Annotated in this window: 26 protein-coding genes; 20 read left to right on the top strand and 6 right to left on the bottom strand. The window is 71.1% G+C overall.

The features are described from left to right. The first annotated feature begins 107 nt into the window (after window positions 1–107). The 6 genes from OVA02_RS17100 to OVA02_RS17075 all read left to right on the top strand — a co-directional run bounded on the left by OVA02_RS17100 (window position 108) and on the right by OVA02_RS17075 (window position 7951). Complete coding sequence (locus tag OVA02_RS17100) at window positions 108–1163, top strand: LacI family DNA-binding transcriptional regulator (protein WP_324289758.1); 1056 nt, start codon at window positions 108–110, stop codon at window positions 1161–1163. A 106-nt stretch (window positions 1164–1269) separates the two neighbouring features. After that, the gene (locus OVA02_RS17095) at window positions 1270–2958 is read left to right on the top strand and encodes a sugar ABC transporter ATP-binding protein (RefSeq protein WP_267658907.1); all 1689 of its coding nucleotides are present in this window, start codon (window positions 1270–1272) and stop codon (window positions 2956–2958) included. Window positions 2959–3129: 171 nt separating this feature from the next. Continuing rightward, window positions 3130–4113 carry an ABC transporter substrate-binding protein gene (locus OVA02_RS17090; protein WP_267658906.1) on the top strand — a complete coding sequence of 328 codons (984 nt, stop codon included), beginning with the start codon at window positions 3130–3132 and terminating at the stop codon, window positions 4111–4113. A 117-nt stretch (window positions 4114–4230) separates the two neighbouring features. Further along, window positions 4231–5805, top strand: a complete 1575-nt coding sequence (locus OVA02_RS17085; protein WP_056047208.1) for a sugar ABC transporter ATP-binding protein — start codon at window positions 4231–4233, stop codon at window positions 5803–5805. Continuing rightward, entirely contained in the window at window positions 5802–6893 is a 1092-nt protein-coding gene (locus OVA02_RS17080; RefSeq protein ID WP_123571927.1) for an ABC transporter permease, read from the top strand. Before OVA02_RS17085 ends, OVA02_RS17080 begins: the two co-directional genes overlap by 4 nt. Next, complete coding sequence (locus OVA02_RS17075) at window positions 6890–7951, top strand: ABC transporter permease (RefSeq protein WP_158612938.1); 1062 nt, start codon at window positions 6890–6892, stop codon at window positions 7949–7951. Before OVA02_RS17080 ends, OVA02_RS17075 begins: the two co-directional genes overlap by 4 nt. Window positions 7952–8178: 227 nt before the next feature. On the opposite strand, the gene OVA02_RS17070 is transcribed toward OVA02_RS17075, so the two are convergent. Then, window positions 8179–9030, bottom strand: coding sequence for a helix-turn-helix transcriptional regulator (locus OVA02_RS17070; RefSeq protein WP_249408455.1), 852 nt, complete (start codon window positions 9028–9030; stop codon window positions 8179–8181). 176 nt (window positions 9031–9206) lie between these two features. Here OVA02_RS17070 and hxlA point away from each other — a divergent pair, with 176 nt between their 5' ends. Next, window positions 9207–9830: a 3-hexulose-6-phosphate synthase gene (hxlA, locus tag OVA02_RS17065; protein ID WP_043597635.1), complete on the top strand. Its 624-nt coding sequence runs from the start codon at window positions 9207–9209 to the stop codon at window positions 9828–9830. 99 nt (window positions 9831–9929) lie between these two features. Here hxlA and OVA02_RS17060 read toward each other — a convergent pair whose 3' ends face one another. Genes OVA02_RS17060 through OVA02_RS17050 form a run of 3 tightly spaced genes read right to left on the bottom strand, consistent with a single transcriptional unit; the run spans window position 9930 to window position 11373 of the window. Continuing rightward, window positions 9930–10262, bottom strand: coding sequence for a hypothetical protein (locus OVA02_RS17060; RefSeq protein WP_056047198.1), 333 nt, complete (start codon window positions 10260–10262; stop codon window positions 9930–9932). Then, window positions 10259–10867 carry an Asp23/Gls24 family envelope stress response protein gene (locus OVA02_RS17055; protein WP_267658905.1) on the bottom strand — a complete coding sequence of 203 codons (609 nt, stop codon included), beginning with the start codon at window positions 10865–10867 and terminating at the stop codon, window positions 10259–10261. The genes OVA02_RS17060 and OVA02_RS17055 overlap by 4 nt, the downstream gene beginning before the upstream one ends. After that, window positions 10864–11373 (bottom strand): RNA polymerase sigma factor, encoded by a 510-nt coding sequence (locus OVA02_RS17050; protein WP_324289782.1) that lies wholly within the window; start codon window positions 11371–11373, stop codon window positions 10864–10866. The genes OVA02_RS17055 and OVA02_RS17050 overlap by 4 nt, the downstream gene beginning before the upstream one ends. A gap of 331 nt (window positions 11374–11704) precedes the next feature. Between OVA02_RS17050 and OVA02_RS17045 the strand changes: the two genes are divergently transcribed. The 8 genes from OVA02_RS17045 to OVA02_RS17010 all read left to right on the top strand — a co-directional run bounded on the left by OVA02_RS17045 (window position 11705) and on the right by OVA02_RS17010 (window position 16115). Continuing rightward, window positions 11705–12142 carry an Asp23/Gls24 family envelope stress response protein gene (locus OVA02_RS17045; RefSeq protein ID WP_056047193.1) on the top strand — a complete coding sequence of 146 codons (438 nt, stop codon included), beginning with the start codon at window positions 11705–11707 and terminating at the stop codon, window positions 12140–12142. After that, window positions 12139–12327 (top strand): DUF2273 domain-containing protein, encoded by a 189-nt coding sequence (locus tag OVA02_RS17040; protein ID WP_043597628.1) that lies wholly within the window; start codon window positions 12139–12141, stop codon window positions 12325–12327. The genes OVA02_RS17045 and OVA02_RS17040 overlap by 4 nt, the downstream gene beginning before the upstream one ends. Then, entirely contained in the window at window positions 12324–12677 is a 354-nt protein-coding gene (locus tag OVA02_RS17035) for a hypothetical protein (protein ID WP_043597627.1), read from the top strand. The genes OVA02_RS17040 and OVA02_RS17035 overlap by 4 nt, the downstream gene beginning before the upstream one ends. Next, window positions 12674–13252 carry a DUF6286 domain-containing protein gene (locus tag OVA02_RS17030; RefSeq protein WP_056047190.1) on the top strand — a complete coding sequence of 193 codons (579 nt, stop codon included), beginning with the start codon at window positions 12674–12676 and terminating at the stop codon, window positions 13250–13252. Before OVA02_RS17035 ends, OVA02_RS17030 begins: the two co-directional genes overlap by 4 nt. Continuing rightward, window positions 13249–13851 carry a hypothetical protein gene (locus tag OVA02_RS17025; RefSeq protein ID WP_159825710.1) on the top strand — a complete coding sequence of 201 codons (603 nt, stop codon included), beginning with the start codon at window positions 13249–13251 and terminating at the stop codon, window positions 13849–13851. The genes OVA02_RS17030 and OVA02_RS17025 overlap by 4 nt, the downstream gene beginning before the upstream one ends. Window positions 13852–13948: 97 nt before the next feature. Further along, entirely contained in the window at window positions 13949–15016 is a 1068-nt protein-coding gene (locus OVA02_RS17020; RefSeq protein WP_267658904.1) for an Asp23/Gls24 family envelope stress response protein, read from the top strand. A gap of 20 nt (window positions 15017–15036) precedes the next feature. After that, on the top strand, window positions 15037–15429 hold the full coding sequence (locus tag OVA02_RS17015) for a hypothetical protein (RefSeq protein WP_267658903.1): 393 nt from the start codon (window positions 15037–15039) through the stop codon (window positions 15427–15429). A 77-nt stretch (window positions 15430–15506) separates the two neighbouring features. Continuing rightward, window positions 15507–16115: a hypothetical protein gene (locus OVA02_RS17010; protein WP_267658902.1), complete on the top strand. Its 609-nt coding sequence runs from the start codon at window positions 15507–15509 to the stop codon at window positions 16113–16115. Between the two features lie 56 nt (window positions 16116–16171). On the opposite strand, the gene OVA02_RS17005 is transcribed toward OVA02_RS17010, so the two are convergent. Then, on the bottom strand, window positions 16172–16474 hold the full coding sequence (locus OVA02_RS17005) for a type II toxin-antitoxin system RelE/ParE family toxin (RefSeq protein WP_235452697.1): 303 nt from the start codon (window positions 16472–16474) through the stop codon (window positions 16172–16174). An 11-nt stretch (window positions 16475–16485) separates the two neighbouring features. After that, window positions 16486–16731, bottom strand: coding sequence for a ribbon-helix-helix domain-containing protein (locus OVA02_RS17000; protein ID WP_056047170.1), 246 nt, complete (start codon window positions 16729–16731; stop codon window positions 16486–16488). Between the two features lie 166 nt (window positions 16732–16897). Here OVA02_RS17000 and OVA02_RS16995 point away from each other — a divergent pair, with 166 nt between their 5' ends. Genes OVA02_RS16995 through opgC form a run of 5 tightly spaced genes read left to right on the top strand, consistent with a single transcriptional unit; the run spans window position 16898 to window position 23381 of the window. Next, window positions 16898–18097 (top strand): GAF domain-containing SpoIIE family protein phosphatase, encoded by a 1200-nt coding sequence (locus OVA02_RS16995; protein ID WP_267658901.1) that lies wholly within the window; start codon window positions 16898–16900, stop codon window positions 18095–18097. 59 nt (window positions 18098–18156) lie between these two features. Then, a complete protein-coding gene (locus tag OVA02_RS16990; RefSeq protein ID WP_267659719.1) occupies window positions 18157–20106 on the top strand; it encodes a glycosyltransferase in 1950 nt (649 codons plus the stop codon). Beyond that, window positions 20103–20435, top strand: a complete 333-nt coding sequence (locus OVA02_RS16985; RefSeq protein WP_056047165.1) for an STAS domain-containing protein — start codon at window positions 20103–20105, stop codon at window positions 20433–20435. Before OVA02_RS16990 ends, OVA02_RS16985 begins: the two co-directional genes overlap by 4 nt. Next, a complete protein-coding gene (locus OVA02_RS16980) occupies window positions 20428–20847 on the top strand; it encodes an ATP-binding protein (RefSeq protein ID WP_082460371.1) in 420 nt (139 codons plus the stop codon). Before OVA02_RS16985 ends, OVA02_RS16980 begins: the two co-directional genes overlap by 8 nt. After that, window positions 20835–23381, top strand: a complete 2547-nt coding sequence (opgC, locus tag OVA02_RS16975; protein WP_267658900.1) for an OpgC domain-containing protein — start codon at window positions 20835–20837, stop codon at window positions 23379–23381. The genes OVA02_RS16980 and opgC overlap by 13 nt, the downstream gene beginning before the upstream one ends. Window positions 23382–23413: the final 32 nt, after the last annotated feature.

Raw genomic sequence — 23413 nt, 5'->3', positions numbered from 1 at the left:
TCGTCACGGAAGCCGACCGCCACGTGAGCAAGGCCCCCGTACAATGAGCCAGCGCCATGGAGCCACGTCCACGCCGGCGCAGATGACGCCAAGCTGCGTTGCGGAGCGTGCAGGATGGAGCCCGGGTGAGCGTCAGAGGCGGCGGTGAACGTCTCGGTCTTCGCGAGGTTGCCGAGCGTGCTGGTGTGTCGCACATGACCGTGTCACGCGTGCTCAATGGTCACCCGCAGGTCAAGGAGTCCACGCGCCAACGCGTGCTCGAGGTCGTCGCCGAGCTCGACTTCCGGCCCAACAGTGCTGCGCGCGAGCTCGTCACCCAGCGGGCCCTTCGGATCGGCGTGGTGATCGAGAGCGCCGTCGAGTTCGGTCCGTCGAGCATCTTGCGGGCCATCGAGCGATCGGCGCGCGACGGCGGGTACTCCGTGGCGTCGTTCGCGCTCCGCGACGACTCGGCGACTCCCGAGGAGGCCGTGCGCCACCTCACAGGCCAGGGCATCGACGCACTCTGCGTGGTCGCTCCGCGCTCGTCGTCCGTGGCCGTGCTCCGGACCATCACGACGGGGCTGCCGACCCTGGTCGTCAAGGCCGAGAAGGACCCGGCCTTCCTCACGGTCTCCGTCGACCAGGCTGCCGGCACGAAGCTGGCCGTGGATCACCTCGCGTCGCTGGGTCACCGCGACGTCCTCCATCTCTCAGGGCCCCTCGACTGGTTCGACGCCCGCGCTCGCGAGCGTGCCTTCCATGCGCGCACCCGGGCATGGGGCATGCACGAGCGGCCCATCGTCATCGGTGACTGGTCGAGCGACTTCGGCTACGACTACGCACGCGGACTGACCGGAGTTCCGGAATACACCGCCGTGTTCGTCGCCAATGACGAGATGGCGCTCGGGGTGATCCACGGCCTCCACGACCGCGGCATCCGCGTGCCGGAGGACCTGAGCGTCGTCGGCTTCGACGACCTGCCCGTCTCGCGCCACTTCCTCCCGCCGCTCACGACCGTGCGGCAGGACTTCCCGGCGCTCGGGTCGCTCGTGGTGGACGTCCTGATCGCCGCGATCGAGGGCCGCGAGATCCCGCAGAACAGCCGGATTCCCGCCGAGCTCGTGGTGCGTGACTCCAGCGCGGCTGCGCGCCCTCTCGACCGAGATGGCCATCTGAGGTAATCCAGCTCGTCGTCGTTCGCCCGCGTGCATCACGACAGCTACAGTCGTGCACGTCGGGCACCGCCCGGCGCGAGGCCGTCAAGGCCTCCGACCCGAGGAGCACCACGTGCGTCACGTACGGGCATCGACGACGATGCGCCCGATCGGCCCTCAGGCCGCTGGCCCGACCTGGTCCGGTCACGACGAGCGGCGGGACGGACCTGCCCACCCCACGGTGCAGATGCGGGGGATCACCGTCGCGTTCTCGAACGGCGTCGCGCTCGACAGGGTCGACCTCGACCTCCACTCGGGCGAGGTGCACGCTCTCCTCGGCGAGAACGGAGCGGGGAAGTCCACGCTCATCAAGGCGCTGCTCGGCGTGTACCCGATCGAAGCAGGGGAGGTCCTCGTGGACGGCGAGCCCGTCCGTCTCGGCGGTCCGGCTGACGCGCGGGCCCTCGGCATCCAGGCCGCGTTCCAGGAATCGCACCTGGTCGAGAACCTGAGCGTCGGTGAGAACGTGATGCTGGGCCACGAGGTGCACGGTCGCGTCGGCATCTCCTGGCGTGCGACGCATGAACGCGCCGCCACGATGCTGGCCGAGCTCGGACTGGCCGAGCTGGACCCGCGAGCCCTGCTGGCGGACCTCACTCCCGCCAGCCGCCAGCTCGTCTCCATCGCCCGCGCCATGGTCGACCGACCACGGGTGCTCGTGCTGGACGAGCCCACGTCGAGCCTCGATGCCGTCGACGTCGCGCAGCTCTTCGAGGTGATCCGCCGCCTCCGCGACCAGGGTGTGGCCATCCTCTTCGTCTCGCACTTCCTCGAACAGGTGCTGGCGCTGAGCGACCGCATGACCATCCTCCGCGGGGGCGTGAAGGAGGGCGACTACCTGTCGCACCAGATCGGCCGGGCCGATGTGGTCGCACGGATGATCGGCAAGGACATCGCCCAGCTTCAGCGCATCGGTTCCGAGCGTCGGGCGCATCGTGTGGACCCGGTCGGCCCGCCGCTGTACCGCGCCGCCGGGGTGGGACGCCGCGGGATGCTGAGGCCGGTCGACTTCGAGCTGCATGCGGGCGAGGTCGTGGGCATCGCGGGGCTTCGCGGCTCCGGCCGAACCGAGCTCGCGCGCCTGCTGGCCGGCGCCGACCGAGCTGACGGCGGCGTGGTCACGCTCGGTGGTCGGACCGTCGTGATCGACCGCCCTGCGGACGCACTGCGGAAGCGGGTGGCGTTGTCTGCCGAGGATCGAGGGGCGGAGGGCCTCATCAACGACCTCAGCGTGCGGGAGAACATCGTCCTCGCGTTGCAGGCTCTGCGTGGGTGGGCGCACCCGCTCTCCAAGGCCGAGCGCGAGGACCTCGTCGAGCGGCACATCGAGCACTTCGACATCACGCCGGTCGATCCGGCGACACCCGCCGGCGAGCTCTCGGGCGGCAACCAGCAGAAGGTGCTCCTCGCTCGCTGGCTGGCGATCCGGCCCCGCGTGCTGATCCTCGACGAGCCGACGCGCGGCGTCGACATCGGCGCCAAGGTCGACATCCAGGCGCACATCGCGCAGCTCGCGCTCGAGGGTGTCGCCGTCGTGTTCATCTCGAGCGCGTTCGACGAGCTCGTGCGGGTGAGCGACCGGATCGTCGTCCTCAAGGACCGGGAGAAGATCGGCGAGCTCAGCAACGGGCCGGGCGTCACGGTCGACACCCTCGTCGAGCTCATCGCCGCACCGGACGACGAGAGCGACGAGGGCGACGACTTCCCGCCGGTGTGGCAGGGCGGGCCCCTCCTGCCGCCTGCAGCGCCGTCACGCCGCTGAGGCTCGCAGTCGATCCCTTCCCGACGGGCGGATGTTCTCGATCACTCTTGCACTCGCGAAACTGTTACCGGTAACATTCCCAGCACGCGGAAGCACCCGAGCCCACGCAGCACGACCGGCCCCATGGCCACGACCGGACGAAGACGTCCGGTCATCTCAAGGAGGAGATCCATGTCCACGAAGAGGCGCATCGCCACCATCGCCGCCGCAGGGGCCATTGCCCTCGGTCTCGCGGCCTGCAGTTCCGGCACCGGTTCGACGGACGGCGGTGACGACCTGGCAACGGTCGGCTTCGTCGCGGTCGGCCCCGAGGGCGCCTGGCGTCAGGCCAACGAGACGAACATCCAGGACACCTTCACGAAAGACGCCGGGTTCGATCTGAAGTACGCCCCGGCGACCAACAACGACCAGAAGTCGCAGATCGACGCGTTCACGTCGTTCGTGGACGAGGGTGTCGACGTGATCCTTCTCTCGGCCACCGAGGGCTCCGGCTGGGAGGACTCGCTCGAGCGGGCGAAGGAAGCCGAGATCCCCGTCGTCCTCATCGACCGTGGCATCGAGCCGGACGACACCTCGCTCTACGCGACCCGGATCGCGCCCGACAACATCGCCGTCAGCGAGTCCGTCGCCGAGTGGGCCAAGGGCGCGCTTCCCGAGGGTGGCAAGTACTTCACCCTCGAGGGCCCGGCGGGCGTCTCGGTCGTGAACGAACGCAACGAAGGTTGGGACGAGGTGATCGGCGCAGACAGCGCATTCACGAAGATCGGCGCGCAGACGGCCAACTGGTCGACCGAAGAGGCCAAGAGCGTCTTCGAGACGGTGCTGAAGTCGAACGGCAACGACGTCCAGATGGTCTTCGCCCAGAACGACGAGATGGGACTCGGCGCCGTGCAGGCGGTCGAGGAGGCGGGCCTCACGCCCGGCAAGGACGTGAAGATCGCCACCATCGACGGCACGAAGAGCGCCCTCGAGGCGTTGTCCGAGTCCAAGCTCAGCTTCGTCGCCGAGTACAACCCGCTGTTCGGCGACACGGCCCTCGAGGCAGTGCAGAAGCTGCTCGACGGCGACACCGTCGAGTCGTCGATCGTCGTCGAGTCGGCCACGTTCGACTCGCCCGAGGCAGCCGCCACGGCACTGCCCGACCGGAAGTTCTGACCAGCCCGCACGGCCACACCCGGCGGCGAGGCGGACGAGTCCGCCTCGCCGCCCCCGCCACCCACCCGCTGCCACGGCAGCGGGCGGGTGGGCATCGGCAGACAAGGAGTTACACGCATGCAGGCACCCGGCCCCATCGTCGAGATGCAAGCCATCACCATCGCTTTTCCCGGGGTCAAAGCCCTCGACGGGGTCGACCTCCGTCTCTACCCCGGCGAGGTCCACACGCTCATGGGCGAGAACGGCGCCGGTAAGTCGACGCTCATCAAGGCGCTCACGGGCGTCTACGCCATCGACTCCGGACGTGTCGTCGTCGACGGCGTCGAACGTCGCCTCTCGGGCACCGCGGACGCGCAGGCTGCGGGGATCTCGACGGTCTACCAAGAGGTCAACCTGTGCAGCAACCTCACCATCGGTGAGAACGTCATGCTCGGCCACGAGAAGCGCGGCCGGTTCGGCATCGACTGGAAGGGGACGCACGCCGCCGCCTCCGAGGTCCTGGCGCGGGTGGGACTCGGTCACCTGGACGCGCGCACCCCCCTCTCGTCGCTCAGCCTCGCCCTCCAGCAGCTCGTCGCGATCAGCCGCGCCACGGTCGTCGAGGCGAAGGTGCTGATCCTCGACGAGCCGACCTCGAGCCTCGACGCGGACGAGGTCGAAGGTCTCTTCCGGGTCATGCGACGCCTTCGTGACGAAGGCGTCGCCATCCTCTTCGTCTCTCACTTCCTCGACCAGGTCTTCGCGATCAGCGACCGACTCACCGTGCTGCGCAACGGCAAGTTCGTGGCTGAGCACCTCACGCGAGACATCGATCGTGCCGGCCTCATCTCGGAGATGATCGGCAAGGACCTGCAGAGCCTCCGCTCCCTCGACCGGGACCGGGCGAGCCGCCAGGTGGCCGAGGGCGAGCCCGTCTACCGGGCAACCGGAATCGGCCGCAAGGGCTCGCTCGACGCGACGGACGTCGACCTGCGTCGCGGCGAGGTCGTGGGCCTCGCCGGCCTCCTCGGCTCCGGCCGCACGGAACTCGCCCGTCTCCTCTACGGAGTCGATCGCCCCGACTCGGGATCCGTGACCATGGACGGCGTCCCCGTGGCGATCTCGTCCCCTGCGAAGGCCCTGAAGCACCGCATCGCCTTCTCGAGCGAGAACCGTCGCGACGAGGGGATCATCCGCGACCTGAGCGTGCGCGAGAACCTCGTGCTCGCCGTGCAGGCGAAACGGGGCTGGGCCCGCCCGCTCTCGGCCAAGGAGAAGGACCGCATGGTGACGAAATACCTCACCGAGCTCAACGTGCGACCCGCAGATCCCGATCGACCCATCAGCAACCTCTCCGGCGGCAACCAGCAGAAGGTTCTGCTCGGCCGGTGGCTGGCGACCGAGCCGGAGCTGCTGATCCTCGACGAGCCCACACGCGGCATCGACGTCGGTGCCAAGGCCGAGATCCAGGAACAGGTCGCCGCCCTCGCCGACACGGGAGTCGCCGTGGTGTTCATCTCCTCGGAGCTCGAGGAGGTCGTCCGGCTCAGCGATCGGATCGTCGTCCTGAAGGACCACCGCAAGATCGCCGAGCTCGCGGCGGGTCCGGACGTCACCGCCGAGTCCATCGTCGCCGCCATCGCCGAGGAGGGCGTCTCCGAGATCCCCCTCGAGACCATCCCCCGCACCACGCCCGAGGAGGCAACCCGATGAGTGACTCGACGACCACCGTGACCAGACGCCTGGGCGCCCACGGGCTCGGTGACCTGTTGCACCGGCCCTGGGTCTGGGGCACGGTCGCGATCGTGCTGCTGCTGGCGATCAACGTCGCGAAGGACCCCGGTTACCTCGCACTGTCCGTCAACCCGGACACGGGCAACCTCGTGGGCAACCTCGTCGACATCCTCCGGGCCGCTGCCCCCGTGCTCATGATCGCGGTGGGCATGTGCCTCGTGGTCGCCACCGGTGGCATCGACCTGAGCGTCGGCTCGATCATGGTCGTCGCCGGTGCCGTCTCGATGGAGTTCCTGAAGGCGGCCGGCTCCGACTCCCTCGGCGTCGCGCTCGCTGCGATGGGCCTGGCGCTCCTCATCGCCGGGGTCCTCGGCGCGGTCAACGGCATGCTCGTCTCGGTCGTCGGGCTGCAGCCGTTCATCAGCACGCTCGTGATCATGCTCGCCGGCCGTGGCCTGGCCAAGGTCATCACGGGAGGCCAGAACACGGCCGCGGCCAACGAGCCCTTCCGCTGGGTCGCCAACGGCTACCTCGTCGGACTACCCGTCGTGTTCCTGCTGGCCGTGCTGATCACGCTCGGCGTCGCCGCCCTCGTGCGTCGCAGCGCCCTGGGACTCATGATCGAAGCGATCGGAATGGACCCGAAGGCCGCGCGCCTCGCGGGGCTGGACCGCCGAGCCCTCCTGTTCACCGCCTACATCGGGAGCGGCCTGCTCGCCGGCGTGGCCGGGATCTTCGCCACGTCCAGCGTCATGACGGTCGACGTCTCGCGCACCGGTTACCAACTCGAGCTCGACGCCATCCTCGCGGTCGTCATCGGCGGGACGTCGCTGGCAGGCGGCAAGTTCCACCTGCTCGGAGCCGCGGTCGGGGCGCTCCTCATTGCGACGCTCGACAAGACCGTCGTGTTCCTCGGCGTCTCCTCCTCGGCGACGCCCGCCTTCAAGGCGATCGTGATCGTGGCGATCGTGCTTCTGCAGTCCCGGCGCGTCCGCGCCCTGTTCACGAGGCGCCGCCGCCCGGCGCCGACCTCCGTGCCGACCGAGAAGGAGACCGTGTCCGCATGAGCGCCACGACGATCCGCCCGCCCCTCACCCCCACGCCGACCCCCGGTCCGGGCCCCGGCAACGGTCCCCTCGAACCGCGTCGCCGCATGCGGCTCCGACTCGATTCCCTGCCGACGGTCGCCGCCCTGGTGATCCTGATCGCCATGCTTGCCTACGGAGAGATCGCCTACGGCCGCATCGTGCAGGCCGCGACCCTGTCGAACCTGCTCATCAACAACGCCCATGTGATCGTCCTGGCCGTGGGGCTCACGTTCGTGATCCTCACGGGGGGCATCGACCTCTCCGTCGGTGCGATCGTCGCGGTCAGCAGCGTCGCGGGCGTGCTGCTCGCGAACGCCGGCTGGAACCCCTGGGTCGTGATGGTGCTGATGATCCTCATCGGCACGGCATCCGGCGTCGTCTCGGGCGTGCTGATCCAGTTCTTCGACGTGCAGCCGTTCATCGCGACGCTCGCGATGATGTTCCTCGGACGGGGCCTCGCCTCCATCCTCAGCACGGTGCCCGAACGACTCGCCGACGAGTCGCCCATCCGCTCGCTCGCGACGAACATGAAGGTCGTGGACGGTCCCAAGGTGAACGACGTCGTGACGACTCCGGGCGTGCTCATGGCGCTCGTGGTGGTCGCCGTCGCGTTCTTCGTGCTGCACCGCACGCGTCTGGGGCGCACCGTGTACGCGATCGGCGGGTCGGAGCAGTCGGCCGCCCTCATGGGCCTCCCGGTTCGCCGCACGAAGCTCGCCGTCTACGTGATCAGCGGATCGCTGGCAGGGCTCGCCTCGGTCATCTACACGGCCCGGCTCGGGAGCGCGCAGAACATCACCGGCATCGGGTGGGAGCTCGATTCGATCGCCGCCACGGTGATCGGTGGCACCCTCCTCACCGGCGGCGTCGGCTTCGTGCTCGGGTCCGTCGTGGGAGCGCTCGTGCTCGGCCTCATGAACGTGCTCATCACGCGAGACGGAGGCATCCCGCCCGAGGCGACGACCATCATCACCGGCGGGATACTCCTGGTCTTCGTGCTCCTGCAGCGCGCCGTGATGGCGAGGCGGCGGACCTAGCGACGACGTGACGCGTGCCACGGCCAGAGCCACAGTAACCGCACGATCGCTGGCGAGAGGTGATCCTCTGACGCCACCAGCCGCGTCGCTCGCCACGGGCACCACGGGGGTCGGCTCCGCACCCCGGGCGCCGAGTGGGCAGAAGATGTCCTTGCCGTCGAGATGAAGGACGTTTTCTGCCCACTCGATCGGCGCAGGGGGCGAGAGGGCAGAGTGCCGCCTCCGGGTCAGGGGGACGAGGCGAGGGCGGCGAGCTCGGTGCGGCTGCGGGCCCCGAGCTTGCGCAACAGGTTCGACACGTGGAACTTCACCGTGTTGTCGCTGATGCCGAGCACCGCCGCGATGTCGCGGTTCCGGTCGCCGGCCGCGACCCGGTGCAGCACCTCGCGTTCCCGCTCGCTCAGGGCCGCGACCAGCTCCCACGGCTCGTTCGACGGCGGCGGGTCGAGCGGCAGGCGCACCGTCAACTCCGAGCCCCACCCCACGGTCGACGCCACCGTCAGCTCGCCCCCGACCCCCGAGACCTGCTCGGTGATCGGCCGCAGCGCGTCGTCGTGTGCCGTCAACTCGCCCGCGCCGTCGTCACGGATCGCGATCAGCAGGTTCAGGCCGTCGCAGTCCCACTGGATGCGCACCCGACGTGCGTCCCCCGCGTCGACGAAGGCGAGCACGGCGTTCCGGACGACGGCCCGGGCCACGTGCGCGACGTCGCCCGGCAGGGCCCGACCCGTCGCCGGAGGCTCGACGAACTGGACGTCCAGGTCGCCGAAGCGCACGAGCGGCCGCAGGTCGGACCGGAGGCGCGCGAAGGCCCCGACGACCGGTTCGAGGGTGGTCCCGCGGTCGCGGTCGGACCCCGTCCGGAGGGCGACCAGGGCCCCCGCCGCGACGTCGATGGCCTCGGCCCGTGCCGCCCGGTCGTCGAGGCGTCGTGAGCGCAGGGCGGCCAGCACGGACTCGAGCGTCATCGCATGCCGGTCGACCAGGTCGGCGGTCGCCCGCGCGTGCTCGGACGCCAGGGTCCGGGCCAGGGTGTCGGAACCGGCCCGACCGGGGACGTCGTGCACGGTGTGGCTCATGCGCCCACCCTAGGCGTCCGCCTACCCGACGCCACCCTCCCTACCCGAACGGATGGGTGGGACGCCCCCGTCGAGGGGCTGCTCTCACAGCATCGTCGGACCAGGATCGAAGGCGACGGGATCGACGACGTACCAGAGGCCCGATCGGGCCCCGTCGCCCCCACGAGGAGCACCACATGAAGCTGCAGTTCGCCATGGACACCCTGACCACCGACGCCGCCCTCGAGCTGGCCGCCGCCGCCGCGCCGAGCGTCGACATCATCGAGCTCGGCACTCCACTGATCAAGGCCGAGGGCTTCCGCGCCATCACCGCGATCAAAGAGGCGCACCCCGACAAGATCGTCTTCGCCGACCTCAAGACGATGGATGCGGGCGAGCTCGAGGCGGGCGAGGCGTTCAAGGCCGGCGCCGACCTGGTGACCGTGCTCGGCGTCGCCGGTGACAGCACCATCGCTGGTGCCGTCAAGGCGGCCAAGGCCCACGGCAAGGGCATCGTCGTCGACCTCATCGGCGTCGGCGACAAGGCCGCCCGTGCCAAGGAGGTCGTCGCGCTCGGCGCCGAGTTCGTCGAGATGCACGCCGGGCTCGACGAGCAGGCCGAAGAAGGCTTCACCTTCGAGAAGCTGCTCGAGGCCGGCAAGGCCTCGGGCGTGCCGTTCTCGGTCGCCGGTGGCGTCAAGGCCGCCACGGTCGGCTCGGTCCAGGACGCCGGAGCCGACGTCGCCGTCGCCGGTGCCGCGATCTACTCGGCCGACGACGTCGCCGGTGCCGCCGCCGAGATCCGCGCCGCCATCAAGTAGCAGCACCAGCACCACCCGCAGCGGCTCACGAGAGAGCGCTGACGCGCAGGAGGCGCGGTGTCGGTCGGACCGGCACCGCGCCTCCTCGTCGTCCCGCGGTCAGCGGGATGCGTCGACCAGACGGGCCGAGACCGACACCACGACGTCGCCCGTCACGCCGGAGGCGGCCAGGCGTCCCCGCAGCGCGTCGGCCGCCCGGGCCAGCGTCTCGGGCGTCGGGACGTCGAGTCCGGTCGCCACGTGGGCGGTGACGGACACCGAACCGGCCGCCCGCGAGATCTCGACGAGGCCGGTCGAGCCCGCGAGGTCGAGGCCGGCCGCGACGGCCCGCACCGCCCCCTCGACGACGGGGTGCGCGTCGAACACGTCGACCACGCCCTCGACGCCGCGCAGCACCTCGGTCAGGTCACGGGAGAGCAGGTCGTCGCTCATCGCTCGTCCTCTCTCGCCACGAAGACGTCGTCGACGAGCACGTCGACCCGGACGACGGTCAGCCCGGTGTGCCGCGTCAGCGTCTCGGTGATGCGGGTGCGCAGCTCGTCCGCGACGGCGCCGAGGTCGAGTCCGTACCGGGCCGCGGCGGTCACCCGCACGACCACGTCGGCCCCCGCCGTCGTCAGGTCGCCGTCGAAGGTCGTCGACCCGAGCACGACGCCGGACTGCTCGTCGCCCGCCCGTCGCACGAGCCCGCGCGCCGCGGCCTCGGTGACGCTCAACCGGACCGCGGGGTCGGGGTGGCCGATCGGGATCACCCGGCCGCCGACGACCTCTCGACGGATCGAGTCGAGGAGGCCGTCGATCCAGGCGCCGTCCCGGTCGGGTTCGCGGCGGGCCTCGTGCTCGAGGGAGGCGCGGGACAGGTCGTGCACCCGGGCCAACGACTGCAGGTACAGGCGGCAGGCCGCCGAGCCCTCGATGGCCGGGTCGCGGGGCATGCGTCCGGCGTCGAGGTAGTCCGCGAGGCGGTCGGCGGGGATGCCGTCCACCGTGTCGTCGTCCTCGGGCACGTCGAGGGGGGAGCGGTCGTCGGTCGTCATCGCCACGCCTCCATCTCGGTCATGAGGAACACCCGGGCCCGCGCGATCTTGCCCCGGACCGTCGAGACGGGCAGGTCGAGGGCCTCGGCGATGTCCGCGTACGAGTAGTCGGCGGTCTCACGCAACAGCCAACACCGTCGCTGGTCGAGGGGGAGCTTGTCGAGGGCCGACCACATGGCGTCGAGCTGCAACCGGGCCTCGACCACGCGTTCGGGCGTCTCGTGGCGCGGGGCCGACACCTCGAGCCGGTCGACGTCGTCGTGGTCGCGTCGCACGCGCAGACGGTCGACCGCCTTGTTGCTGACGATGCGCATCAGCCAGTTGCGCACCCGCGACGGGTCGTCGAGGTCGGCCAGGCGTCGCCAGGCCGTCATGAAGGCGTCCTGCACGACGTCGTCCGACTCGAGGTCGGAGCCCAGGAGGCGCGCGGCGTACACGCGCATCAGCGGTCCGTGTCGGCGCGCGATGACCTCGTAGGCGTGGACGTCGCCGTCGCGGGCCCGCACGGCCAACGTCGCGTCCGCGGCGTCGAGGAGGGGGTCGTCGGTGGTGATGACGACCTCCTGCGATCGGACGGGCGGGACTGGGCCCGGCGGGACGGGACGCGGGGGGGACCCCGGGACGAGGCCCGGACGGCCCGCGTCATGCCCCTTGACTACCACCCCGTGCCCGGATCGGGGGACGTGATGGCCGAAATGTGAGTGGTGGTGAATCGTTCCCTGAAAGCTGGCTGACCCACCATGACACCTGCCGTGCCCCGTGCGTCTGAATGATGTGACCCGCTTCACGGGCACCCCGACACCGACCGGTCCCACCGGTCCAGAGCAAGGAGCAACCATGAGCAACGTGACCCCCTCCACCAGCACCGCCGCTGCCAAGACCACGCAGTCCCACGCCGCCGGCAAGAACACCATCGCCGAGGGCGTCGTCTCGAAGGTCGCCGGCATCGCGGCCCGCGAGGTGCGCGGCGTCCACGACCTGGGCAACGGTGCCGCCCGTGCCATCGGCGCGATCCGCAACGTGATCAACCAGCAGGACCGCGGCCAGGGCGTCTCGGTCGAGGTCGGCGAGAAGCAGGTCGCCGCCGACATCGTCATCGTCGCCGAGTACCCCGTCGAGCTGCAGAAGGTCGCCGACGACGTGCGCAAGTCCGTCACCGACGCCATCTCGCAGGTCGTCGGCATGGAGGTCACCGAGGTGAACGTCACCGTCTCCGACGTGTACATCCCGTCCGAGGACAACGACGACGACGCCGACGACAGCCGCGTCAAGTGACCGCCACGACCACCGGCATGCTGGTCGGCGCCGTCCTGGCGCTGACCGCCCTGGCCTTCGGCTTCTGGGCCTTCGTGTTCGTCGCGATCGCCATGGCGATCGGGTTCGGCGTCGGCCGTGTCGTCGAGGGCAAGCTCGACGTCCGCGGCCTCGCCGACGCACTCCGCGGGCGGCGGTCGTCGTGACCGCGGCGGTGACGGCCGACCGGGCCCTCCACGGCCGGAACAAGATCACGTCACGTGCCGTGCGTCGGGTCGTCTCGGCCGTCACCGCGGAGGCCCTCGAGGTCTCCGCGTCGAAGGTGTCGGTCGAGCTGGCCGACCACGACGGCGCTCTGAGCGTGATCGCCAAGACCCCCATCCGGGTCTCGCCCCTGGGCGTCTCCGAACGTCGTTCGGGCACCCTGCTGGACCGCCTCACGGCGGCCCAGTCCACCATCCGTGACCGCGTGCTGCAGCTGACCGGGTCGAGCATCGACAAGGTCGACCTGCAGATCACCGGTGCCGACATCCGAGAGAGGAAGCGCGTCGCATGAGCACCGCATCGCTCTACAAGCGCATCGTGCGCCGTGAGACGCACTCGTCGCGGGCCGGCATCGCCATCACCCTCGCCGTCCTGCTGATCGTCGCCCTGGCGTGGATCGGCACCGAGGCGGTCCTCGCCGCCGTCGGGACGGCTCCGCTGCTCCTGGCGCCGACCGACCTCGTCGGTTCGACCCTGGACGCCGCGAGTGCTCCGGTCGGCGTGCTGACCGCCGTCGCGGTCGTCGTCGCGCTGATCGGGCTCGTCCTGATCGTCGTGTCGCTCGCGCCGGGCCGTCGTGGCCGTCGTGGCGCGAAGGCCGAGCGCACCGTGGCAGTGGTCGACGACCGGGTCATCGCCCGCTCGCTGGCCCGCACCGCGAGCTACGCCGGCGACGTGGACCCCTCGCAGGTCAGCGTCAGCGTGGGCAAGCGCAGCGCCCTGATCGAGGTCACCCGCACCTCCGGCCGTCAGACCGACGTCCGCAGCATCGACGAGGCCGTCCGCGACGAACTGGGCGCCTACGACTTCAGCCCGGCCCTGCGTCACAAGGTCAAGCTGTCCGAGAAAGGAACGGTCGGGTCATGAACAGCACCAATCGCGCTCTGAACCGCATCGTCGTCTTCGTCATCGGCCTCGTGCTGCTGCTCGCCGGCGGAGCCGTCGCCGTCGGGGCTCTTCTGCCCGACGTCCAAGAGACCGTCTCGCAGGGTGCCTCCGATGCGAGGGGCCCCGCGACCGACGCCCTCGGCGACCAACCGTGGATCCTCTGGGTGGTCGCGGCGGCCAGCCTCGTGCTGATCGTCCTGCTCGCCTGGTTCGCCCTGCGACAGGGACACGGCCAGACCGGCACGTTGCTCACCGTCGACGAGGGGTCGCGTCGCGACCAGACCACCGGTGGTCGCCTGGTCGTCGACGCGAAGGTCGCCGAACAGGTCCTCGAGGAGGCGCTGGCCGACACCCCGGGCATCGTCTCGGTGGACGTGACCGCCTTCCGCGTCAAGCGCGAGTCGGTCCTGCGCGTCACCGCCAACGCGCGTCGCGGCGTCTCGCCGACCGACATCCGCCGGAGCATCGACCAGGCCGTCGCCCACTGGGACGGCGTCCTCGGGACCGAGACGCCCGTCGTGATCCAGATCAACGGCGGTCTGCGCAGCCAGATGTCGTCCGCGACGCGGCTCGACTGACCTCCCTCGCCCCACCGCACGGACGGCCCTCGCCCTCGACCCGAGGACGGGGGCCGTCCGTCGCCCCACCCACGTTCCACGATGAAAGGCCGGTCTCATGAGCGAGTCCACCCACCACGTCACCCCCATCGACATCGACGCCGCGGCGTCCACCCGGGCCACCTCACCCGAAGAGGTCCTCGAGCACACGATCGGCGTCACCGTCCTCGGCGTCTCGGGCGTCCACGCCCTCGGCACCGCGTCCCAGCGGCTCGCCGGCGCCCTGCGCACGGCGATCGGCACGGGCTCCGTCCCCGGCGTCCGCGCCGGCACCACCGACGAGGGACTCGTGGTCGACATCGCCGTCGTCGCCGAGTACCCGACGAACGTCACCACGCTCGCCGACACCGTCCGCACGCAGGTCAAGCACGCCGTCGGGCAGCTCGACGGCGAGGAGGTCACGGTCAACGTCACCGTCACGGACGTGCACGGCCCGTTCGACTCGGACGAGGACGCCGCCGACAAGGTGAACGCCGCCGCGGACAAGGCGAAGCAGACCGTGTCCGACGCCGGCGACCGGGCGAAGGAGGCCGGCGAGAAGACCAAGGCCGCCGCCGGCGAGGCACGCGACCGCGCCGCGACCGCCGCGGGCGACCTGTCCGACAAGGCTCGGACGGCCGCGGGCGACCTGTCCGACAAGGCCCGCGAGCTGGGCGACAAGGCCGGCGAGGTCGCCGAGCAGGCGAAGGCCACCGCGGGCGAGGTCGGCGAGAAGGCGGCCGCCAAGGCGGACGACGTCGCCGACGATGCCCGCGACGTGGCCGACCAGGCGCGGCACGCTGCTGCCGACGCCCTCGACTCCGCGGCGGACCGTGGCGACGACGCCCGCTCGACGACCGCCGACGCCACCGACGCCGCACTGGACACGACGTCCGAGGTCGTCGCCGACGCCCGCGCGAAGGCCGCCGACGCCGTGGACGGCGTGGCCGACGCGGTGGACGAGAACCGGGCCTCGGACGGCGACGCCACCCGCGCCTCCTCGGGCGACGCCCACGACGCCCGCGACGCCGACGGTGCCGACGTCACCGTGACGGTCGACGGCGGAACGGTCACGGTCGAGGTCGACTCCGACAGCGACGCGCAGGTCGTCGTCGACGGCGACGACGTCGCCACGACGGAGAAGTGATGTTCGGGCGGCGCACCACGATGACGACCCGACGCCCCCGCCCGCGGGCCGTCTGGGCGGCCCTGGTGACCTCGGTGGTCCTCTGCGTGCTGATCGTCGTCGGCGTGCTGCTGCCCGTGCTCACCTTGATCGGTGCGGCGGACGGCGGCACGGCCGGCGCCCTCGACGTGCCCGTCGGCTCGATCGTCGCGGCGATCGCCATCGGTTACGTCCTCGCCTTGGTCGTGCTGCTGCTCATCGTGAAGGTGCGCAACGGTGCCCTGGCCTGGGTGCTCGGGGTGGCGGCCGTGATCTCGACGCTCGTGGTGTCGCTGTGGCCCCTCGTGGCCGTCGCGATCGCCGGCGTCGACCAGGTGCAGGACCTGATCCCGTTCATCCAGGACCTCGTCACCCGCTTCTGGCCCGGCAGCTGACCCACCCCGAGGTGGACCGACCCGTCTAGGCTGAGGCGGTCGTCGGAAGGGGTCCGGCGCACCACCGGGGGACCACCATGCGCACCACCACCACGCCCGCACTCTCGACCGTCGTCGGAGCCGTCGCCGTGACCTTCCTGCTTGCGGGCTGCACCGGAGGCGGTGCCGACTCCGGTGACGCCGGTCGGTCGTCGTCCCCGGGGCAGGCGACCGCCACGGCGGACGCCGCCGACCAGCCGACCGGCGAGTTCACCCTGCCGGCCGACTGCGAGGCGGCGGGGGCCGTCCTCGGCGATCTCGTGACGGGGCGGACCCTCGTGGCGGAGACCTCGACCATCGGGTCCGACGAGGCGAACTGCACGTGGACCAGCGAGGCCGACGGGTCCCGGGTCGGCTTCATCGCCACGGTCCAGGAACTCGACCAGGCGGGCATGGACGCCGAGGTCCCCGCAGGGGGCGGCGTCGACGGGCTGTCGCTCGAGCAGGTCGAGGACGAACGGGCCGACGCCTTCGGCGGGCGCGCCTTCGTCGCGACCGCCCAGGACGGGTCGCCGGTCGTCGGGGGCGGGTCGATCCTGCTGACGCCCCACGGGCTCCTGAGCGTCATCGTCGCGGCCCCGGCAGGGTCGACCGCTCCGATCGATCCCGCCCGATCGCTCGATCTCGTCTTCGACTTCCTCGACTGACGCGAGGCCTCGAGGAGGCGCGGTGTCGGTCGACCGGCACCGCGCCTCCTCGGTCGTCAGGCTCCGGAGAACTCGACCGGGAGGTCTCGGCTGGTGTGCAGCACCCGGTGGACCCGCATGGCGTCCGTGTCGTCGGTGTAGAGCACCACGAACGGGAAGCGGCGGAGCGCCAGGCTCCGCAGGCCGTCGATCCCGGTCTCGACGGCGAACCGGGCCGACCCCAGGGTGGGATGCGCCGAGATGAGCGACCGCGCGTCGTCGATGGCGTCGACGAAGTCGAGCGCGGCTGCGTGCGCCCCCTCGTCGAGGTAGTGGTCGACGGCCGACTCGATGTCGTGGTCGGCGCGTCGCGAGGTCACGACGCGGCGGCTCACGCGCGGTCGGCCCCGGCGCGGTGCACGCGGTCACGGAGGCGGTCGAGGTACTGCTCGTCGAGGTCCGAGCCCGCCCCGGACGCCATGCCGTCCACCACGAGTTCGCGGAGGCGGGCGCGCGCCTGCTCACGACGGATCAGCTCGCGGATGAACTCGCTGCTCGTCCCGTAACCGCGCTCGTCGACCTGGGCCTCGACGAAGTGCTTCAGACCGTCGGGCAGCGAGACGTTCATGGTGGCCATGGACCGATCCTAGGCGCGATGGCAAGGTTTGTCATGCGTCGACCGGCACCGCGCCTCCTCGGTGTCCCCCTAATGGTGGGCATGACGTGGCGAGGGCTCTGTGGCATCGTTGCAGGGTTCGGAGACGGCACGCTCCCACCAGGCGCGCCCAGCGAGAGGGAGCCGTGTGATCAGGGACGAAGTCCGCGAAGAACGTCGGCAGCGAGCGGTCGAGACGCTCGGCATCGTCGAGTCGGGCCACGAGGCCCGCCTCGACCGCGTGACCCGCGTCGCCCGGGCCGTGTTCGGGGTGCCGCTGTCGTCGGTCACCGTCATGGACCACGAGCGCGCGCTCTTCGTCGGCCGGGCGGGCTTCGACGACCCCGAGTCCGGGCGCACCGACACCCCGTGCAGCCTCGTGACCGACTCGGGCGAGATCGTCACCACCGACGACGCCCGCGTCGACCCGCGGTTCGCCCACCTGGGCGCCTTCAACGACAACGGGCTGCGGTTCTACGCCGGTCACCCGCTGCGCGACGGATCGGGCAACGTCGTGGGGTCGTTCTGCCTCATGGACGCCGAGCCCCGGCAGCTCTCGGACGACGAGATGGCCGAGTTCCGCGACCTGGCCGCCTGGGCCCAGGTCGAGCTCCTCGCCGACGCCGACGCCTCGGCCGCCCGGTCCACGCAGCAGGCGCTGTTGCCGGCCCAGCCCCTCGAGGTCGAGGGCGTCCGTGTCGAGGGCGTCTGCCTGCCCTCGCTGAGCGTCGGGGGCGACTACTACGACTACGGACTCATCGGCCGGTTCGTGCACGTGGCCGTCGGCGACGTGATGGGCAAAGGCGTCGGGGCGGCCATCATCGGGTCCTCCGTCCGGGCGGCCTGTCGTGCGGCCTCACCGCAGGTCGCCTCCGGACCCGAACTCGGCCTCGCGGTCGACCGCATCGAACGAGCCGTGCGGACCGACCTGCAGCGCACCGGGACGTTCGTCACGTACTTCCACGCCGTCCTCGACCTCGACACGGACGAACTCTCGTTCGTCGACGCCGGGGCGGGGCTGTCGATCATCGTCCGGGCCGACGGCAGCGTGCAGCACCTGGCGGGCACGGGGCTGCCGCTCGGGCTCGACGAGCAGCAACAGCACGTCACCGAGACGACCCGCCTCGGCGTCGGCGACCAGCTGATCGTCATGAGCGACGGCGTCCTCGACGTCCTCGACGACGAGTTCGACTGGGCCCTCGAGGTCGGGCGGCTCGCGACACGGCCCGCCACCGGCGGTGCCGACGGCGCCGCCGGCCTCGGCCTGCTCGGATCGATGGCGGCCCTGACCGAGCGACGCCTCTCGCGCGACGACGTCACCGTCGTCGTCATGGACCGTCGCGCGTGACCGACACCCTGAGTCGCCGCGACCAGCGGCTGCTCGACCAGACCACCCCGGGTCGCCGCATCGTCACGATCCGGGTGGCGGTCCTGCTGGCGTCGCTCGCAGGCCTGAACTACATCGTCTGGCGGTGGACCTCGTCGGTGAACTGGTCGTCGTGGTGGATCGCGGTGCCGCTGATCCTCGCCGAGACGTACAGCGTGATCGACTCGCTGCTGTTCGGCCTCGGGGCCTGGCGGCTGCGTGAGCGTGGCGAGCCGCCGACCGCGCCCGACCCCGACGGCCTCGAGACGCGGGTCACGGTCGACGTCTTCGTCACCACGTACAACGAGGAGGTCGAGCTCGTCATGCGCACCGCCCTCGCGGCGCAGCGCATCGACTACCCGCACACGACGTGGATCCTCGACGACGGGGGTCGCCCCGAGATCCGTGCCGCCGCCGAGGCCGCGGGCATCGGCGTCATCACCCGGTCGGACGACTGGGCCGACCGGCCGCGCCACGCGAAGGCCGGCAACCTCAACAACGCCCTCCTGTCGACCGAGGGCGAGTTCCTGCTGATCCTCGACGCCGACCAGGTGCCGAAGCCCGAGATCCTCGACCGCACCCTCGGTTACTTCAAGGACGAGCGGATCGCTCTCGTGCAGACGCCGCAGTGGTTCGAGAACGTGCCGGAGTCCGACCCCCTGGGCAGTCAGGCGCCGCTGTTCTACGGCCCCATCCAACAGTCCAAGGACGGCTGGAACAGCGCCTTCTTCTGCGGGTCGAACGCGGTACTCCGTCGGGAGGCGCTGATGCAGCTGGGCGTCGCGCGGTACGTCACCGAGGTCGAGGCGGCCGTGCGTCGAGCCGTCCGCACGTCGCGCAAGCTGCTGGTGCGGGCACGCGAAGAGGCCGTCGGCCAGCCCCGCGTGCTCGAGGCGTTGGACGACGCCGAGACCGTGGTCGAGCGGGCCCGCGCCGAGTTCGCCGCGGGGGAGTCCATCGGCGACGTCACCTACCGGTTCCAGCGCAGCATCGACACGATCGCCTTCCGTTTCGCCGACGCCGACCTCGCGGCCATGAAGGGCGACCTCGCCGAGCTCGCCGCCATGTCGCTCGGCCCCGACACGTTCGACGCCCTCGACGAGGCGGCCCTCGACCTGCTCGCGCAGCGGTCGTCCTCCCCGCTCGCCGCCATCGAGTCGATCTCGCTGCTCGTCGGGGCGCTCGACGTCGACCGCGGCTCCGAGGCGCAGGCGATCATGCCCCTGGCCACGATCTCGGTCACCGAGGACATGGCCACGGCGATGCGCCTCCACGGGTTGGGCTGGAGGTCGGTCTACCACGACGAGACCCTCGCGATCGGGCTCGCGCCCGAGGACCTCGCGACCATGATGACGCAGCGACTGCGCTGGGCCCAGGGCACCATGCAGGTGTTCTTCCGCGAGAACCCGCTCGTGCAGAAGGGCCTGTCGTGGGGTCAGCGCCTCATGTACTTCTCCACCATGTGGAGCTACCTCTCGGGCTTCGCCGCCGTGGTCTACATCGCGGCGCCCGTGCTCTGCCTGTCGTTCGGCGTCGTGCCGGTGCAGGCCTACAGCGTCGACTTCTTCGCCCGCCTGATCCCCTTCCTGGTCTTCAACCAGCTGCTCTTCTGGGTGGTCGCGGCGGGCAGGCCGACCTGGCGGGGGCAGCAGTACTCGCTGGCGCTCTTCCCGGTCTGGATCGCCTCGGTCACCACGGCGTTCCAGAACGTCTACCGCGGCCGCGCGCTCGGCTTCTCGGTGACGCCCAAGACGAAGCAGGCGGCCACCGGCCCCCGGTGGGACCTCGTCCGACCGCAGATCTGGGCCGTCGCCTGCCTCGTCGCCGCACTCGTCCTGGTCGGCGTCCGCTACGCCACCGGGCAGGCCGAGGGCCTCGCGCCGCTCGTCAACATCGCCTGGGTGCTCTTCGACCTGGTGATCTTCAGCATCATCGTCCGGGCCGTTCTCTACCCGGGGCCCTCGGCACCCCACGACAAGGAACAATCATGATGACCGTCACCGTCGAGGCCGTCGAAGGCGGCTGCGTGCTCTCCCCACAGGGGCGCCTCACCGTGGTCTCGACACCACAACTCCGCGACGAGGTGGCCGCGCGTCTCGCGGCCGGCGACCGCCTCATCATCGTCGACCTCTCGGGCACGACCTTCGTGGACTCGTCGGGCCTCGGGGCCCTCGTGTCGTGCCTCAAGTCGGCACGCCAGGCCGGGGGAGACCTACGGCTGGTGGCCCCCACCGAGCAGGTCTCGATGGTGCTGCGCCTCACGAACCTCGACCGCATCCTCAAGCCCCGCGCCTCGGTCTCGGCCGCCCTCGATGACTGAGCGTCCCGGCCCCGTCGTCATCGACGTGGCCGTCGAACCCGAGAGCATCGACCTGGTGCAGAACGCCTTCGAGGCGTGGTGGACCTCGCTCGGCGACGACTCGCTCGAGACGCGCTTCTCGTTCGAGACCGCGATCGTCGAGATCGCGGCGAACGTCGTCGAGCACTCGCGCCGGTCCGAGGCCGACCGCGGTCGCCGCTTCACCCTCGAGCTCTCCGCCACCGACGACCGGCTGACGGCCGTCTTCCACGACAACGGCATGCCCAGCGAGATCGACCTCAGCGCCGTCTCGATGGCCGACCTCGAGGACGAGGACGGTCGCGGCCTGGCCCTGGCGCTCCTCAGCCTCGAGAGCCTCGACTACCGCCACGAGGACGGCCGCAACGTGTGGACGCTCGTGTGCCGACGCTGAGGCACCCGTCGGCGACGGTGCCACGTCGGCGGGCGGCCCACCGGATCGGCGCGGCCCTGCTCGCCGTCGCGGCGTTCGTGCCGCTGGTGCTGGGGCCGGCGGTGCTCGGGGACGCGACGTCCGCGTCGGCCGCCGCCGCGCCTCCTGAACCCTCGGACACGTGGTTCGGCCCGGACCTCGACTGGGGCTCGGACGGACCCGACGGCTACGCCGGTCGACTCGGCGCGACGCCGTCGCTGTACGGCGTCAACATCGACTACCCGCTCGACCAGGGCGCGGTCGAGGAGTGGCGCCGGTCGGCCCGTGCCGCGGCCGCCCAGGGCGCCGTGCTCGTGGTCAGCCTGGAGCCCACCGGGCGGCTCGCCGACCTGGACGCCGCGGACGCGCGCCGGGCCGACGACCTGCTGACCGAGATCGACCGGCAGTACGGCACGCTCCAGCTGGTGCGCTTCGCGCCCGAGATGAACGGCAACTGGCAGCGCTGGGGGCAGCAGCCCACGGCGTTCGTCGGGGCGTTCCGGGCCCTCGCCGACGTCGTGCACGCCGGGGACTCGCAGGCCCGCATGGTGTGGGCTCCGTCCTACGGTGCGGGCTATCCGTTCTCGGACGCCGTCGGCCGCCTCACCGAGACCCCCTCGAGCGACGTCGACCTGCTCGACACGAACGACGACGGGCGGGTCACCGAGGCCGACGACCCGTACGGGCCGTACTACCCCGGCGACGACGCGGTCGACTGGGTCGGCCAGTCCATGTTCTTCTTCGCCAAGGGCAGCGCCTCGACGGCCGCCGGCACGTCGGTGCCGTTGGTCGAGAACCAGGCCCCGGCGGCGGGCGAGGTCGAGGCACGCTTCGACGAGACCTGGGGCTACACCGAGGCTCAGCCGTCGACGTTCTACGAGCGCTTCGCCGAGGGGCGCGACCGACCCATGCTGCTCGACACGGGCGCCCTCTACGCCGCCGGGTTCGACGGTGCCCCCGAGCTCGACGTCAAGCAGGGCTGGTGGCGTCAGGTGCTGGACGCCCTGCCGACCCACGACCGGATCTCCGGCGTCACCTGGCTCGAGGTCGAGCGGGACGAGGCCGAGGCGGGCGACCGACCCGTCGACTGGCGGGCCACGGCCGAGTCGGGCATCGCCGGGGCGCTGCGCACCGACCTCGAGGCGTCCGACCGGATCGACCTCGGGCCGGTCACCGACCGCGTGACCTCGACCGACGGCGACGCCGCGACCGTGCAGGTCCGCGACGGCGGCGGCGACGAGATGGGCTGGATCGTGGCCTGTGCCGTGGTGCTCGCCCTGGTCTTCCTGGTGAGCGGCGTCGTCGGGCGCCTGCTGCCCCGCTGGCGCTACCCCGACGACGGATCACCCGGTCGCGACCTGCGCATCGACCTCTTCCGCGGGTTCATCATCCTGGCCGTCGTCATCACGCACATCGAGGTCGCGGGGCCGTTCTCGTTCGTCACGCTGAAGGCCGTCGGGGCGATCACGGGCGCAGAGATGTTCGTGTTCCTCAGCGGCATCGTGCTCGGCATGGTCTACCCGCTCGGCATCAAGAAGTACGGCGAGAAGGCGGCCGCGATCGGCGCGTTCGTCCGGGCGCGCAAGCAGTACGTCGTGACCCTCGCGGTCATCCTGATCGTCTTCGCGCTGAGCTTCGTGCCGCTCCTGAACACGGACGCGGTCACGACCTTCACCGACCGCGGGACGGGCCTGACCGGCGGCTCGGCGGAGGGGCGGGTCTACGACCTCTACCCGAACGTCGACCGCCTGCTCGACTACCCGCCGCCGTGGTACGCGGTCCGTCAGCTGCTGCTGCTCGAGATGGGGCCGTGGCCGTTCAACATCATGGGCCTGTTCGTCGTGCTGAGCCTGACGATCCCCGCCCTGATGTGGGCGATCAAGCGGCGTGCCTGGTGGGCCGTGTTGCTGGTCAGCTGGGCGGTCTACGCCGTCGGCGTGGTCTTCCCCGACGTCCACCTCCTGCCGTCGCAGTTCGAGCCGGTGTTCCCGCTCTTCGCCTGGCAGGTGCTCTTCACCCACGGTCTCGTCATCGGCTGGTACCGGCGTCGGATCGTGACGGCGCTGACCACCCGCCTCGGCAAGGTGCTGGTCGGCGTGGGGGTCGTCGGCTACGCCGGGTTCCTCGCGCTGATCTGGGCCGGGCACGCCTACGGGTTCGCCCCGGGGCCGATCCCGACGGGCCTCTACGACACCCTGTACGCGACCGGCTACCAGCGGGTCGACATGCAGTGGGGCCGGCTGGTCGACGTGGCCCTCGTGGTCGTCTGCGTCTACGCGATCCTCACGGTGTTCTGGAAGCCGATCTCGGCGGCCCTCGGCTGGTTCTACGTCCCCCTCGGGCAGGCCAGCCTCTACGTGTTCATCTGGCAGGTCTTCTTCGTGCTCGCCGTCGCGTCGATCCCCGGGCTGGACCGCTCGGATGTGGTCGTCGGCACGATCGTCCACGTGGTCTCGGTGCTGCTGCTCTGGGTGATGGTGAAGAAGAAGTTCCTGTTCTCGGTCATCCCCCGCTGAGCGGCGGGCCGCCGGGGACGCAGGAGGCGCGG

This window comes from Frigoribacterium sp. SL97 (assembly GCF_026625765.1).
Classification (GTDB): domain Bacteria; phylum Actinomycetota; class Actinomycetes; order Actinomycetales; family Microbacteriaceae; genus Frigoribacterium.
The sequence above is the reverse complement of the archived record's forward strand: the minus strand, read 5'-3'. Positions and strand labels throughout refer to the sequence as shown.